Here is a 14427-nt window from a genome sequence, read left to right as displayed (position 1 = left end):
AGCTGCTGAGAACGGGTAGGTCCTGCCTATCCGTTCTTTCTAAATATGATATAATAAGAAAATAAATAAATTTATAGGAGAAAACCAAATGGCTCGCGAATTTTCACTTGAAAAAACTCGTAACATCGGTATCATGGCCCATGTCGATGCTGGTAAAACAACAACGACAGAACGCATTCTCTACTATACTGGAAAAATCCATAAAATCGGTGAAACACATGAAGGTGCTTCGCAAATGGACTGGATGGAACAGGAACAAGAGCGTGGTATCACAATCACTTCGGCTGCAACAACAGCCCAATGGAACGGCCACAGGGTCAATATCATTGATACCCCGGGGCACGTGGACTTCACTATTGAAGTTCAGCGTTCTCTGCGTGTCCTTGACGGTGCTGTAACTGTACTGGACTCACAGTCAGGGGTTGAGCCGCAGACTGAAACAGTATGGCGCCAAGCGACTGAATATGGCGTTCCGCGTATCGTATTTGCTAATAAAATGGATAAAATCGGTGCAGACTTCCTCTATTCTGTCAGCACCCTGCATGACCGTCTTCAGGCTAATGCCCACCCTATTCAGCTGCCAATCGGAGCTGAGGATGATTTCCGCGGCATCATCGACCTGATCAAAATGAAGGCTGAAATTTATACTAACGACCTTGGAACAGATATCTTGGAAGAGGATATTCCTGCTGAGTACCTCGATCAGGCTGAAGAATATCGGGAAAAACTGATTGAAGCTGTGGCTGAAACAGATGAAGACCTGATGCTGAAATATCTTGAAGGGGAAGAAATCACCAACGATGAACTGAAAGCTGCTATCCGTAAAGCAACAATCAATGTTGAGTTCTACCCTGTCCTTTGCGGTTCTGCGTTTAAAAACAAGGGTGTGCAGCTGATGCTTGATGCGGTTATTGACTACCTCCCAAGCCCGCTGGATATCCCAGCTATAAAAGGTGTTAATCCTGATACTGATGAAGAAGAATCACGTCCTGCTTCAGATGACGAACCATTTGCGGCACTGGCCTTTAAAATTATGACAGATCCGTTCGTTGGACGTCTGACTTTCTTTAGGGTTTATTCAGGTATACTTGAAAGCGGTTCGTATGTGCTGAATACAACAAAAGGGAAGCGTGAACGTATCGGCCGTATCCTGCAGATGCATGCTAACAGCCGTGAAGAAATCCAAACTGTTTATTCCGGAGATATCGCTGCAGCAGTAGGTCTTAAGGAAACGACAACCGGGGATTCCCTGACTGATGAAAAAGCTAAGGTTATCCTTGAATCCATTGAAGTTCCGGAACCGGTTATTCAGCTGATGGTTGAACCAAAATCTAAGGCTGACCAAGATAAAATGGGGATCGCTTTGCAAAAACTTGCTGAAGAAGATCCAACCTTCCGCGTTGAGACCAATGCTGAAACTGGTGAAACGGTTATTTCCGGTATGGGGGAACTGCACCTTGACGTTCTTGTTGACCGGATGAAACGTGAATTCAAAGTTGAAGCCAACGTCGGGGCACCGCAGGTATCTTACCGCGAAACCTTCCGTGCTTCTACACAAGCTCACGGTTTCTTCAAGCGTCAAACCGGCGGTAAGGGACAGTTTGGTGATGTTTGGATTGAATTTACTCCTAATGAAGAAGGCAAAGGCTTTGAATTTGAAAATGCCATTGTCGGCGGTGTCGTACCGCGTGAATTCATTCCGGCTGTTGAAAAAGGTCTTGTTGAATCAATGGCTAACGGTGTACTCGCCGGCTACCCGATTGTCGATGTCAAAGCTAAGCTTTATGATGGATCATACCATGATGTCGACTCTTCAGAAACTGCCTTTAAAGTTGCAGCTTCGCTGGCGCTTAGAGAGGCTGCCAAGACAGCTCAACCGGTCATTCTTGAGCCGATGATGCTTGTTACGATTACTGCACCTGAGGATAATCTAGGAGATGTCATGGGTCATGTAACTGCTCGCCGCGGCCGTGTTGACGGCATGGAAGCGCACGGTAACAGTCAAATTGTCCGTGCCTATGTTCCACTTGCTGAAATGTTCGGATACGCGACAGTGCTTCGTTCAGCAACCCAAGGACGCGGAACCTTTATGATGGTCTTTGACCACTATGAAGACGTGCCTAAAGCAGTTCAGGAAGAAATTATTAAGAAAAATTCCGGAGAATAGTCTGTCCGCAGACTTTCCTCTTATCTCATCAAACCCTGCAAGAATCGAGCTGCTTGAGCCGGTGCTTGCAGGGCTTTTTACATTTGACTGGCTTTTTATGACTGGCCGCTTATGTTTGCAATTTTTCTGAAATAGGTATATAATAAAACTGTTGAAAGGGCCTGTAGTTTTTTACAAGTTATTCTTTTCACGATTGGCAGAGAGGCAACTCTCTAATAAATTTTTTTGATTTTCAATTAAGGAGGAAATCACTATATGGTAGTTAAAGTTGGTATTAACGGTTTCGGTCGTATCGGACGTCTCGCTTTCCGTCGTATCCAAAATGTAGAAGGTGTTGAAGTTACTCGCATCAATGACTTAACAGATCCAAATATGCTTGCGCATCTGTTGAAGTATGATACAACTCAAGGCCGTTTTGATGGTACAGTGGAAGTAAAAGAAGGCGGATTCGAAGTTAACGGTAAATTCGTTAAGGTTTCTGCTGAACGTGATCCAGAAGCAATTGACTGGGCAGCTGACGGTGTTGAAATTGTTCTTGAAGCAACTGGTTTCTTTGCTAAGAAAGCTGCTGCTGAAAAACATCTGCATGCTAACGGTGCTAAGAAAGTCGTTATCACAGCTCCAGGCGGCAACGATGTTAAAACAGTTGTTTTCAACACTAACCATGATATTCTTGATGGTACTGAAACAGTTATCTCCGGTGCATCATGTACAACAAACTGTCTTGCACCAATGGCCAAAACACTTCATGACAATTTTGGCATCCAAGAAGGCTTGATGACTACTATTCACGCTTATACTGGTGACCAAATGATTCTTGACGGTCCTCACCGCGGCGGAGATCTTCGCCGTGCACGTTCAGGTGCTAATAACATTGTACCTAACTCAACAGGTGCGGCAAAAGCTATCGGTCTTGTTATTCCTGAGCTGAATGGAAAACTTGATGGTGCTGCACAGCGTGTTCCTGTTCCAACAGGCTCTGTTACTGAATTAGTAGCTGTTCTTGATAAGAACGTGACTGCTGAAGAAGTAAACGCTGCTATGAAAGCTGCTGCAAATGAATCATACGGTTACACTGAAGACCCAATCGTTTCTTCAGATATCGTGGGTATGTCATACGGTTCACTGTTTGATGCAACTCAAACAAAAGTGCTTGACGTTGACGGCAAACAGTTAGTTAAAGTTGTTTCATGGTACGATAACGAAATGTCTTACACATCTCAGCTTGTTCGTACGCTTGAATACTTCGCAAAAATTGCTCAGTAATTTAGGCCCAAGCTTATCAGCTGAAATAAGCTGATACATACATAACAGAAGAAGATCGGAAGGTCTTCTTTTTTGTTGGCACATAGCTGTTTCTATCAAAAACAAAAAACATTTAAAGTCTGACAGCTGATCGGGATTTGTCTGTATATTTCGAAGCATACAAAGGTTTTGAGACAGGCGTTTGCTGGCTGGCAGGCTTACATCTGTTTGCCGCTTAAGCTACTGCTGTATCAGAAGAGTCTCTATTTTATCTACCGTATTTATGAAAATTGTGATATAATTAGCATGTAAAAATTTTTTAAGGAGTTCTGATAAATGGCGAAATTAACTGTTAAAGACCTTAACTTAAAAGGAAAAAAAGTTTTAGTCCGTGTTGACTTTAATGTTCCTTTAAAGGACGGAGTCATTACAAATGATAACCGGATTTCAGCGGCCTTACCGACGATTCAGTATATTGTTGAACAAGGCGGCCGGGCTATCCTCTTTTCTCACCTCGGCCGTGTAAAAGAAGAGGCAGATAAAGAAGGCAAATCACTCGCACCGGTTGCAAAAGACCTGTCTGAAAAACTCGGTCAGGAAGTTATCTTCCCAGGGGCAACACGGGGTGAAAAGCTTGAAGCAGCTATTGCTGCTCTTAAAGACGGAGAGGTCCTTCTTGTTGAGAACACACGTTTTGAAGATGTTGACGGCAAAAAGGAATCTAAAAACGATCCTGAACTGGGTCAGTACTGGGCTTCTCTCGGTGATGGTATTTTTGTCAACGATGCTTTTGGTACAGCACACCGCGCTCACGCTTCAAATGTAGGGATTTCTGCTAATGTTGAAAAAGCTGCTGCCGGCTTCCTTCTGGAAAATGAAATTGCCTATATCCAAGAGGCTGTTGAAAGTCCTGAGCGTCCATTTGTAGCTATCTTGGGCGGTTCTAAGGTATCTGATAAAATCGGTGTCATTGAAAATCTGCTCTCTAAGGCTGATAAAGTCCTTATCGGCGGCGGAATGACTTACACCTTCTATAAGGCGCAGGGAATTGAAATTGGTGATTCGCTGGTTGAAGAAGATAAGCTGGATATCGCTAAGGAATTGCTTGAAAAAGCAGAAGGCCGGCTTGTGCTCCCTGTCGATTCTAAAGAAGCTAATGCTTTTGCGGATTATACAGAAGTTAAAGATACGGAAGGCGAAGCAGTTGACCCAGGTTTCTTAGGTCTTGATATCGGTCCTAAATCTATCGCCAAATTTGACGATGAACTGACTGGTGCTAAAACAGTAGTCTGGAATGGCCCAATGGGTGTATTTGAAAATCCAGATTTCCAAGCAGGAACTATCGGAGTTATGGATGCTATCGTTAAACAGCCTGGGGTTAAATCGATTATCGGCGGCGGAGATTCTGCAGCTGCTGCCATTAATCTGGGCCGTGCCGACAAATTCTCATGGATTTCTACCGGCGGCGGGGCCTCTATGGAGCTCCTTGAAGGAAAAGTTCTTCCAGGTCTCTCAGCTCTTACAGAAAAATAAGACATAGAGCAAAAAGCTGGGGAAGCCCCTGGCTTTTGCTGTTTTTATGACATGGAATAGGTGAAAATGTTTTATGCAGTAAGACGGTTTAAATCTTTTGGCGGTTTAGCTCTTATAAATCAGCTTATTGCTTATCAGGAAAAGACAAATTTATAAAAAATTTTAGCAAAAGCTGTCTTCCATGTTAAAATAGAGGCAGTAAAGAAGAAGGTTTAATGGTGTTTAAAGAATATCGGTTTGACAGAAAAAAATTTAAATTAGGCATGCGGACTTTAAAGACAGGGATTGCTGTCTTTTTGGTTTTGCTGCTTTTCTCCCTCCTTCATTGGGAAGGTATGCAAATTGCTGCTTTGACGGCGGTTTTCAGCCTGCGGGAGGACTTCGATAAAAGTGTCCATTTTGGCACATCCCGTATTTTAGGAAATTCTATCGGCGGTTTTATGGCCTTGATTTTCTATTTTGTCAGTGAATGGCTTAATAACAGTTTCTGGGTCAGTCCTCTTTTAGTCCCAATCTTAACCATGCTGACCATTATGGTTAATGTGGCCTTTAATAATAAAGCGGGAGTTATCGGCGGTGTAGCAGCCATGTTGATTATCAGTCTGTCTATCCCAAGAGATGAGACTGTCCTTTATGTTTTTGCCCGTGTTTTTGAAACCTTTTGCGGCGTCTTTGTTGCTATTTTGGTTAACGCTGATTTTGACAAAGTCCAGCAGTTTTTGCTTACCCATTTTAAGAAGTAAAGTAAGTTTTTGAAAACTTGCTTTTTTTATGTCACAAAATATCACATTAATACCTTGACAGTTCGTTTTATTAATCTTATAATAGACAGTTGAAGGGAGGTTTACCATGCAAGAAAAAGAAATAAGGCGTTCTATGGCAGTTTTTCCTATCGGAACTGTTATGAAGCTGACTGATTTGACTGCCCGCCAAATTCGCTATTATGAAGATCAGGGTTTGCTAAGGCCGGATCGCAGTTCAGGCAACCGCCGTCTTTATTCTTTAAATGATATGGATACTTTGCTTGAAGTTAAGGACTTTCTGGATGAAGGCCTTAATATTGCAGCTATCAAAAAAGTATATGCTGACCGCAAAGACAAAGCCCTCAAAAAAAAGAAAACTCTGACCGATGCTGACGTCAGACGGATACTGCATGATGAACTAAGACGTCAGGGCGGCTTTCTCACTCCTTCTCACAATTTCCGTTAGTTTTGGAACTAGAAGTACTTTAATCGTTATTTTATAAAAGGAGACCATTTCATGGCAATCACTGTAGCTGACATCAAACGTGACATTAAGGAGCAAAATGTTACTTTTATTCGTTTGATGTTTTCTGATATCTTGGGGACAATGAAAAATGTTGAATTTCCTGCAACTGAAGAGCAAGTTGATAAAGTTTTGGCCAATAAGGCAATGTTTGACGGTTCTTCAATCGAGGGATTTGTACGTATCAATGAATCCGATATGTATCTTTATCCTGATCTTGATACGTGGACAGTTTTTCCCTGGGGCGATGAAAATGGCCGTGTCGGCGGTTTTATCTGCGATATTTATACGTCTGATAACGAACCATTTATTGGAGACCCCCGCGGAAATTTGAAAAGAGCGCTGCGGCATATGGAAGAAATGGGTTATAAATCCTTTAACTTAGGACCTGAGCCTGAATTTTTCCTTTTTAAAATGGATGAGCAAGGGGTTCCGACACTGGAAGTAAACGATAAGGGCGGCTACTTTGATTTAGCCCCCACCGATTTGGCTGATAATACACGCCGTGAGATTGTTAATGTCTTGACTGAAATGGGCTTTGAAGTTGAAGCCAGCCACCATGAAGTAGCTGTCGGCCAGCATGAGATAGACTTCAAGTATGCTGATGTTTTAAAAGCCTGCGACAATATTCAGATGTTTAAGCTGGTCGTTAAAACCATTGCCCGCAAACACGGCTTGTACGCGACATTTATGGCAAAACCTAAATACGGTATTGCTGGCTCGGGTATGCATTGCAACATGTCGCTCTTCCACCCAAACGGAGAAAATGCCTTTTATGACCCGGCTGACCCTCGAGGAATGGGTCTGTCTGAGGATGCCTATTACTTCTTAGGCGGTTTAATTCGGCACGCATACAGTTACACTGCTATCATGAATCCAACAGTCAACTCCTATAAGCGTCTGGTTCCTGGCTTTGAAGCACCGGTTTATATCGCTTGGGCCGGCAGCAACCGCTCGCCTCTGATCCGTGTTCCAGCCTCACGGGGACTCAGTACCCGGCTTGAACTGCGGTCTGTTGATCCTACAGCCAACCCTTATCTGGCGCTTGCAGTTCTTTTAGAGTCCGGATTGGATGGTATCGCCAATAAGATTGAGGCTCCTGCTCCGATTGAAACAAACATCTATTCAATGACAGCTGAGGAGCGCAGGGAAGTCGGCATTATTGATCTGCCTTCTACTCTGCATAATGCGCTGAAGGCTCTGCAGGAGGACGAAGTTATCAAAGCGGCTCTTGGGGAGCACATCTATATTAATTTCCTCGAAGCTAAACGTATCGAATGGGCCAGCTATGCTACTTTTGTTTCACAGTGGGAAGTGGACAATTATTTAGATCTTTATTAAAAATCAGCTGCTAAACAGCCGTATCCATATTATAAGCTGAAAGCCTGGAGCAAAAGCTCTGGGCTTTTTTAAGATACAAAGCCCGTTAAAAGAGCAAAGCAAAAATAGGAGCCTGACCGCCGAGTCATCAAAGACTCAAGGGAGGGCTATCTTTTTTGCACAGCTCTTAGGGCGTGTTCAATTCACAAGATACCAAGCCCGTTAAAAGAGCAAAGCAAAAATGGCGGTAAGCCAGAAATCTTTGATTTCGTAGGCGCACCCCTGCCAAGACGACTAGAAGGGTGCGGTCGGCCGTAGGACGGCAAAGCCTTCAGACGTCTACGGCTGGCGGTAAGCCAGAAATCTTTGATTTCGCAGACGCACCCCTGCCAGAACGACTAGAAAGGTGCGGTCGACTGTTAAGGCGACACAACTTTCAGTCGTTTACGGCTAGCTAACTTGAAAAAAATTCTAAACTTAGCCATATCTATTTTGCAAAGAGCTTAAGCGTATTCAGTTCATTTGATTTTCAAAAATAGGTGCTTCACTTGTAAATCTGTTTTGTTGTTTTGTTAACCTGAGCTTAATTGGATTGTCACATTTGTCTGATATACTTTTTTTACTACAAACGGAGGTTCATTAAATGAAGTCATTAGGAAAAAAGAAGTTATCGTACTCGGTCCTGCTCTGCTCTTCAGCAGCTCTTGCTTTTTTTGCTGCGTCAGCTCCGGTCAGTGCAGACAGCCATACGATTCAGGAAGGGGACTCTTTTTTTAGTATTGCCAGTCAATACGGTATGGACATGTACGAGTTAGCTGCTATGAACGACATGACTGTCAACAGTCTTATTCTTCCCGGGCAGCAAATTAATGTTACTAATAATATTACCGATTCAAATGCTGCGGCTCTCGCTGCTGAAGGGGATGAAACAGCTGAAAGCCAGCCTGTTGCCGAAGAAGAATTACCGGGGAATACTTATCCTATCGGCCAGTGTACTTGGGGCGTAAAAGAACTGGCTTCTTGGGCCGGTGATTGGTGGGGCAATGGCGGTGACTGGGCAGCCAGTGCTGCAGAACAAGGTTATGCTGTCGGCTATGTGCCAGCCGTCGGTTCTATTGTTTGCTGGACAGATGGCGGTTACGGCCATGTTGCCTATGTTACTGAAGTTGGAGATGACGGCCAGATTCAAGTGCTTGAAGCGAATTACAAAGATCAGCAGTGGATTGATAACTACCGCGGCTGGTTCGATCCTAACGACGGCCTAACTCCTGGAACAGTGACTTACATTTATCCAAGTCTCTAATATTGAGCACATTATCAGATAAATGATTTCTGAAACCCGCATGCTGGCAGCTGCTCTGCAGGGCTGGGTAAAAAGAAGAAAAGATAAAAGCCATACAGCAAAACGATTGCTGTATGGCTTTTATGGTTTTTAGGATAAATAGTTTTTATGATCGGTCAGGTGTCAGCACCATAGGGATAATAATCGGCTCGCGTTCGGTTTTTTCATAGAGGAAGGGGCGCAGGGCGTTGACAATAGCGCCATTAACGGACTGGATGCTAGCTTCCTTGTTTTTTAAAGCGATGCGAATGGCGTTGAAAAGCACCCGCTGGCTTTCCCGGATAAGCTCACCTGATTCACGCATATAGATAAAACCTCGGCTGAGAATCTCCGGTCCTGCCAGAATCATCTGACTTTTAAAATCAACGGTGGCAACAGCTAAGACAACACCGTCTTCTGCCAAGTCATGCCGGTCCCGCAGCACTGCTGCGCCGATGTCTCCAATACCGTTGCCGTCAACATAAATATCCTGAGCGTTAAAATGGCCGGCCCGTCTGGCGGAATGATCGGTCAGAGCCAGAACATCGCCGTTTTCCATGATAAAAATATTTTCCTCAGGGATTCCTGTGTCAACGGCCAGTCCGGCATGGACCTTCTGCATGCGGTATTCCCCGTGAACCGGCATAAAATATTTTGGTTTCATGAGGCGCAGCATTAATTTTTGTTCCTGCTGCCCGCCGTGCCCTGAGGTGTGGATGTTATTAACCTTGCCGTGGATAACTTCAACACCGGCCTCTTGGATAGTGTTAATCAGCCGGTTGACACTGGTTGTATTGCCCGGAATCGGACTGGATGAGAAAATAACAGTATCTCCGGGCTGGAGTGTCACTTGACGGTGGGTGCCGTTAGCTATGCGAGCCAGAGCAGCCATTGATTCTCCCTGACTGCCGGTACACATAATCATGATTTCACTGGCATGGTAATCCTTGAGTTCGCTGGGTTCGATAAAAGTACCTTTAGGAACCTTTATATAACCGAGTTCTACTCCGTTAACGATTGCTTTTTCCATAGAGCGTCCAAAAACAGCAATCTTCCGTCCGGCTTTCACGGCTGCTTCAGCTGCCTGCTGGAGACGAAAAATATTGGACGCAAAAGATGCAAAAATAATCCGGCCGTGAATATCTTCAATGATTTTCATAATGGACTGGCCGACTACTTTTTCAGAGTTGGTAAAGGTAGGTATTTCAGCGTTGGTGGAATCAGACAGCAGACATAGGACACCATCTTCACCAAGAGCAGCCATGCGGTGGAGGTCAGCAGGTTCGCCCACCGGTGTGAAGTCAAACTTGAAGTCTCCTGTGCAAACAACCTTTCCTTGAGGGGTATGGACAACAATGCCTAAGGGCTCAGGAATAGAGTGGGTCGTCCGAAAAAAAGTGACACTGAGGTTTTTGAAAGTCAGTTCAGTGTTGTGGTTGATTTCGTACATTTTGGCATCGCGCAGCAGACCGTGTTCTTCTAATTTTCCGCGAATCAAAGCCAATGCCAGCGGGCCTGCGTAGATAGGAATATTGGCCTGTTTGAGCAGAAAGGGAATTCCTCCGATATGGTCTTCGTGGCCGTGTGTAATTACTAATGCTTTGATGCGGTCTATGTTTTCAACAATATAAGAGTAGTCGGGGATAACATAGTCGATCCCTAGGAGATCATCTTCCGGGAACTTAATGCCGGCATCAACGATGACGATTTCATCCTGATACTCAATACCGTAGGTATTTTTCCCGATTTCTCCGAGGCCGCCGATAGCATAAACACCGACTTCTTTGGGTTTTAAATTGATATGTGACATAATAGAGATATTAAGGACAAAACAGTTACAGATGCAGGAAGAAAAATTGAGAAAGCGCTCTCCTGTAAGACGATTTCCTGCAGCTGAGCTGCAAAAGCAGCAGCCTAACTGTTAACAGTCCGTCAGTCAGCTCCTTTCTAGAGTTCTGTTAAAGAAAAGACACCTGTTTCTTTTTCGTATTCGAGATGCTTTTCTGAGAGTAATTCAATCCATTCAATATTATAATTTGTTTTCTCTTCAACCAGCTTCCGGGCTTTAATCCGCCCTTCAAGCTCCTGATCAGCGTCGATGTCTATATAAATCGCCTTGGTTTGTTCGCGGCGCGGACTGCGGTCTGCTGTTTCTTGATAGAAAACTTTGTAAATCATTTTTCTCTTCCTTTCTGAGAGGATTAATCCAAACCATAACAAAGCAGCCAAGACAGACCGTTTCGGCCTTTGACTGTTTGCCTATTCAGTTGTTACTGTGTAATAGATTTGGCGTGATTCTGTGCAGTTAGTAGAATTATATCATATTATTGCTTTTTAGTAAAAGTATTAAAACAAAAAGTCTGCTGTATTTTAAGCAGCAGTATTAGCAGATATAGAGACTAAGGAGCAGCCTTTCTGAATGAGTGGTAGTGCCAGCGTGTCTTTTTTTGGTTTTTTAAGCAAATAATCAACAATTCAGCAAAACTAGTGTAAAATAGTAAGAGTAGTGATTTAGTAGAGAGGTCCATGATAATGAAAATTTTAGCCTTTGATACTTCAAATCGGACGCAGTCAGCGGCTCTGCTGGATAAGCAGAAGCTGCTGGCCGATGTAACGATTAATGTCAAAAAGAATCATAGTATCAGCCTGATGCCTTCTATTGATTTTTTGCTAGCATCAGCTGATTTGGAGGCCGAGCATCTGGACCGTATAGCTGTGGCGCACGGTCCCGGTTCTTATACGGGGCTGCGCATAGCTGCTGCAACAGCTAAGACTTTGGCTTATACTCTAGGTATTGATTTAGTTGGGGTCTCCAGTCTTTATGCCCTTGCAGCAGGGATTGACTTTCAAGGACTGGTTGTTCCGCTGATCGATGCCAGGCGCAATCATGTTTATGCAGGCTGCTATGAAAAGGGAGAGTCCGTTTGGCCGGACTGCTACGCACCCTTGACGGAAATATTAGACCGCCTGTCATCGGTGAAATCTCTTTTGTTTGTCGGTGAGGCAGCTGCTTTTCAGGATCAGATTAAGGCTGCTTTGCCCCAGGCTGAAATCATGGCCACCCGTCCGTCAGCCTATGAAATTGGGAAACTGGCAGGCCATTTAGAGCCTGTTGATACAGCTGCTTTTGTTCCGCAGTATTTAAAACGTGTGGAGGCTGAAGAGAATTGGCTGAGAGACCACCAGCAGTCAGCAGGCCGCAAGGAAGGCTACATTAAACGGATTTAAATGAAGATGATAAAAGAAAAAGCAGCTGCTGTTCTTGCTGTTTTAGAGGATGTATACGGCAGCTCTCCTTGGTCTGAGCAACAAATTGCCAAGGATATGGAACAGGACCATGTGGATTATTTTTTTGTTCAGGCTCAGGAGAAGATTGCCGGTTTTTTATCCGTCCAACATTTAGTTGGTGAGCTGGAAATTACTAACATTGCTGTTATGCGGCAGTATCAGGGGCAAGGGCTGGGTTCCCAGCTTCTTTCTCATCTTGATAAACTTGATTTTCCGATTTTTCTTGAAGTCAGGGAGTCCAACCGAGCAGCTCAGGCTCTGTATCGGAAATTTGGCTTTGAAATAGTTGGTAAGCGTCAAAATTATTATCAGGAGCCGCTGGAGCCGGCCATTGTCATGAAAAGAGAGGGAGGCTATGAAAGATAGATATATTCTGGCAATAGAGACGTCTTGCGATGAGACCAGTGTCGCTGTTTTAAAAAATGAAGAGGAGCTTCTGTCTAATGTGATTGCCAGCCAAGTTGAAAGTCACAAGCGCTTTGGCGGCGTTGTACCGGAAGTTGCCAGCCGGCATCATGTTGAAGTGATAACGGACTGTCTGCAGGATGCTCTGGCAGAAGCTGGACTTCAGGCCTCTGACTTGACTGCTGTTGCTGTGACATACGGTCCTGGGCTTGTCGGTGCTCTTTTGGTGGGCTTGGCTGCTGCTAAAGCTTTTGCTTGGGCCAATAAGCTGCCGCTGATTCCGGTCAATCATATGGCCGGACATCTGATGGCTGCGCGTGAACAGGGAGAATTGACTTATCCTTTGCTGGCTCTCTTAGTCTCGGGCGGTCACACAGAGCTGGTTTATGTGACAGAACCGGGAGAATACTATATTGTTGGGGAAACACGCGATGATGCTGTTGGTGAAGCTTACGACAAGGTAGGCCGGGTCATGGCGCTTTCTTATCCGGCTGGCCGGGAAATTGACCGGCTGGCTCATCAGGGCAAGGATCGCTATGAATTTCCGCGGGCTATGATTAATGATGACAGCCTGGATTTTTCCTTTTCGGGCCTTAAATCAGCCTTTATCAATCTTTGCCATAAGGCTGAGCAAAAAGGCGACAGCCTGAGCAAAGAAGACCTCTGTGCTTCTTTTCAGGAGGCAGTGTTAGATGTTCTTCTGATTAAAACCCAAAAAGCACTGCAGGCTTACCCTGTCAAAACTTTGGTTGTAGCCGGCGGTGTTGCGGCTAATCAGGGCCTGCGGGAACGTCTGGCTGCTGAAATAAAAGATGTTGATGTTCTGATTCCGCCTTTGCGGCTGTGCGGAGACAATGCCGGTATGATTGCTCTGGCGGCTGCTGCTGAATATGAAAAAGGCCATAGGGCAGGCCTCGATTTGAACGCCCGCCCGAGTTTATCGTTTGCTAGGTTGCCTTGATATATCATTTTATAATTAAATAGACACCCTCGAATGTTAGATGTAAAACTAATTTTGGGGGTGTTTTTTATGTCATAATAACCTTAGTTTGTTTTTCAATATCCAGACGTTTTGACTGATTAGCATCTGAGTTTGTAATTAGGGCAGTAATGTTTGACCAGTTGCATATTTTATAAAGACTCTTTCGTTCAAATTTACTAGAATCAGCTAAAATATAGGCTTTATCAGACTGCTTTAAAATTTCTTGATCAATAAAAACGTCTGAAGAGGATGGGCTTGAGGGACCGTCAATGTTTAGAAAACCATCTGACCCTAAAAAACACATATCAACAAAAACTTGTTTTATTTGTGATATTGTCCATCCACCAAAAACAGATGAGCTTTTTGGACGAAATTCCCCTCCAAAAAAGAAAAGCTGATTATCTGAGTTAACAAGAGCATTAGTGACAGGTAAGGAATCTGTAAAAATTTTATAACCGGATTTTTGAGCTAATAAATATGCGAGTTCAACAGTTGTGCTCCCTGTTCCAATGATGACAGAAGAGTTATCTGGGATAAGCTCCAAAGCTTTTTGCGCAATTCTTTTTTTATCAGAAGCATTTTCTTTTTCTCTAGTATTGTAGGACAGCTCGATAGCATTTTGTTTTAAGATAGCTCCGCCATGACTCTTAATCAGCAATCCTTTTTTTTCCAGATAAGATAAGTCTTTACGAATTGTCTCGTAGCTAACACTAAACTGTTTAGACAGCTTACTGACATAAATAATGCCATTGCTTTTTAGTTCATCAAGTATAAGCTGACGCCGTTTTTCCAATAACATATATCCACCTCCTTTTATTCTAAAAATAATTATATAGCAAAAAAAAGGAAAAACAAGCATTTTTTAAAAAACCAATAAAAAACAATAAAAACAAATAAAAA

Annotated in this window: 13 protein-coding genes; 10 read left to right on the top strand and 3 right to left on the bottom strand. The window is 43.8% G+C overall.

All coding sequences use genetic code 11. The features are described 5' to 3' along the window. Positions 1–88: 88 nt before the first annotated feature. From fusA to A0O21_RS08575, 7 genes are all read left to right on the top strand, one after another. Positions 89–2167 carry an elongation factor G gene (gene fusA / locus A0O21_RS08605; protein WP_067064300.1) on the top strand — a complete coding sequence of 693 codons (2079 nt, stop codon included), beginning with the start codon at positions 89–91 and terminating at the stop codon, positions 2165–2167. A 255-nt stretch (positions 2168–2422) separates the two neighbouring features. After that, positions 2423–3433 carry a type I glyceraldehyde-3-phosphate dehydrogenase gene (gap, locus tag A0O21_RS08600; RefSeq protein WP_067064298.1) on the top strand — a complete coding sequence of 337 codons (1011 nt, stop codon included), beginning with the start codon at positions 2423–2425 and terminating at the stop codon, positions 3431–3433. Positions 3434–3748: 315 nt separating this feature from the next. Continuing rightward, complete coding sequence (locus tag A0O21_RS08595; RefSeq protein ID WP_067064296.1) at positions 3749–4945, top strand: phosphoglycerate kinase; 1197 nt, start codon at positions 3749–3751, stop codon at positions 4943–4945. A gap of 215 nt (positions 4946–5160) precedes the next feature. After that, positions 5161–5688, top strand: a complete 528-nt coding sequence (locus tag A0O21_RS08590) for an FUSC family protein (RefSeq protein WP_067064294.1) — start codon at positions 5161–5163, stop codon at positions 5686–5688. A gap of 106 nt (positions 5689–5794) precedes the next feature. After that, positions 5795–6154: a MerR family transcriptional regulator gene (locus A0O21_RS08585; protein WP_067064292.1), complete on the top strand. Its 360-nt coding sequence runs from the start codon at positions 5795–5797 to the stop codon at positions 6152–6154. Between the two features lie 51 nt (positions 6155–6205). Next, positions 6206–7552 carry a type I glutamate--ammonia ligase gene (glnA, locus tag A0O21_RS08580; protein ID WP_067064290.1) on the top strand — a complete coding sequence of 449 codons (1347 nt, stop codon included), beginning with the start codon at positions 6206–6208 and terminating at the stop codon, positions 7550–7552. 622 nt (positions 7553–8174) lie between these two features. Beyond that, complete coding sequence (locus tag A0O21_RS08575; RefSeq protein ID WP_067064288.1) at positions 8175–8834, top strand: COG3942 and LysM peptidoglycan-binding domain-containing protein; 660 nt, start codon at positions 8175–8177, stop codon at positions 8832–8834. 145 nt (positions 8835–8979) lie between these two features. Here A0O21_RS08575 and rnjA read toward each other — a convergent pair whose 3' ends face one another. Both rnjA and A0O21_RS08565 read right to left on the bottom strand, forming a co-directional pair. Next, positions 8980–10662, bottom strand: coding sequence for a ribonuclease J1 (rnjA, locus tag A0O21_RS08570; RefSeq protein ID WP_067064286.1), 1683 nt, complete (start codon positions 10660–10662; stop codon positions 8980–8982). Positions 10663–10799: 137 nt separating this feature from the next. Beyond that, the gene (locus tag A0O21_RS08565) at positions 10800–11030 is read right to left on the bottom strand and encodes a DNA-dependent RNA polymerase subunit epsilon (protein WP_067064284.1); all 231 of its coding nucleotides are present in this window, start codon (positions 11028–11030) and stop codon (positions 10800–10802) included. 354 nt (positions 11031–11384) lie between these two features. Here A0O21_RS08565 and tsaB point away from each other — a divergent pair, with 354 nt between their 5' ends. From tsaB to tsaD, 3 genes are read left to right on the top strand one after another with little or no spacing between them, the layout of a single operon-like run. Continuing rightward, positions 11385–12080, top strand: a complete 696-nt coding sequence (gene tsaB / locus A0O21_RS08560; RefSeq protein ID WP_067064282.1) for a tRNA (adenosine(37)-N6)-threonylcarbamoyltransferase complex dimerization subunit type 1 TsaB — start codon at positions 11385–11387, stop codon at positions 12078–12080. Next, positions 12081–12506, top strand: a complete 426-nt coding sequence (rimI, locus tag A0O21_RS08555; protein ID WP_067064280.1) for a ribosomal protein S18-alanine N-acetyltransferase — start codon at positions 12081–12083, stop codon at positions 12504–12506. After that, positions 12496–13506, top strand: a complete 1011-nt coding sequence (gene tsaD / locus A0O21_RS08550; RefSeq protein WP_067064278.1) for a tRNA (adenosine(37)-N6)-threonylcarbamoyltransferase complex transferase subunit TsaD — start codon at positions 12496–12498, stop codon at positions 13504–13506. Before rimI ends, tsaD begins: the two co-directional genes overlap by 11 nt. 67 nt (positions 13507–13573) lie before the next feature. Here the strand turns inward: tsaD and A0O21_RS08545 are convergent, their stop codons facing one another. Next, a complete protein-coding gene (locus A0O21_RS08545) occupies positions 13574–14386 on the bottom strand; it encodes a DeoR/GlpR family DNA-binding transcription regulator (RefSeq protein WP_227806865.1) in 813 nt (270 codons plus the stop codon). Between the last annotated feature and the right edge of the window lie 41 nt (positions 14387–14427).

This window comes from Streptococcus pantholopis, from assembly GCF_001642085.1.
Taxonomy (GTDB): Bacteria; Bacillota; Bacilli; order Lactobacillales; family Streptococcaceae; genus Streptococcus; species Streptococcus pantholopis.
Note: the sequence above shows the minus strand (reverse complement) of the source record. Positions and strands in the feature narration are given on the sequence as shown.

Excerpts from the sequence above, each read along its gene's own strand:
- fusA (WP_067064300.1), top strand. The coding sequence starts at position 89 with ATGGCTCGCGAATTTTCACTTGAAAAAACTCGTAACATCGGTATCATG.
- gap (WP_067064298.1), top strand. The coding sequence starts at position 2,423 with ATGGTAGTTAAAGTTGGTATTAACGGTTTCGGTCGTATCGGACGTCTC.
- A0O21_RS08595 (WP_067064296.1), top strand. The coding sequence starts at position 3,749 with ATGGCGAAATTAACTGTTAAAGACCTTAACTTAAAAGGAAAAAAAGTT.
- A0O21_RS08590 (WP_067064294.1), top strand. The coding sequence starts at position 5,161 with ATGGTGTTTAAAGAATATCGGTTTGACAGAAAAAAATTTAAATTAGGC.
- A0O21_RS08585 (WP_067064292.1), top strand. The coding sequence starts at position 5,795 with ATGCAAGAAAAAGAAATAAGGCGTTCTATGGCAGTTTTTCCTATCGGA.
- glnA (WP_067064290.1), top strand. The coding sequence starts at position 6,206 with ATGGCAATCACTGTAGCTGACATCAAACGTGACATTAAGGAGCAAAAT.
- A0O21_RS08575 (WP_067064288.1), top strand. The coding sequence starts at position 8,175 with ATGAAGTCATTAGGAAAAAAGAAGTTATCGTACTCGGTCCTGCTCTGC.
- rnjA (WP_067064286.1), bottom strand. The coding sequence starts at position 10,662 with ATGTCACATATCAATTTAAAACCCAAAGAAGTCGGTGTTTATGCTATC.
- A0O21_RS08565 (WP_067064284.1), bottom strand. The coding sequence starts at position 11,030 with ATGATTTACAAAGTTTTCTATCAAGAAACAGCAGACCGCAGTCCGCGC.
- tsaB (WP_067064282.1), top strand. The coding sequence starts at position 11,385 with ATGAAAATTTTAGCCTTTGATACTTCAAATCGGACGCAGTCAGCGGCT.
- rimI (WP_067064280.1), top strand. The coding sequence starts at position 12,081 with ATGAAGATGATAAAAGAAAAAGCAGCTGCTGTTCTTGCTGTTTTAGAG.
- tsaD (WP_067064278.1), top strand. The coding sequence starts at position 12,496 with ATGAAAGATAGATATATTCTGGCAATAGAGACGTCTTGCGATGAGACC.
- A0O21_RS08545 (WP_227806865.1), bottom strand. The coding sequence starts at position 14,386 with ATGCTTGTTTTTCCTTTTTTTTGCTATATAATTATTTTTAGAATAAAA.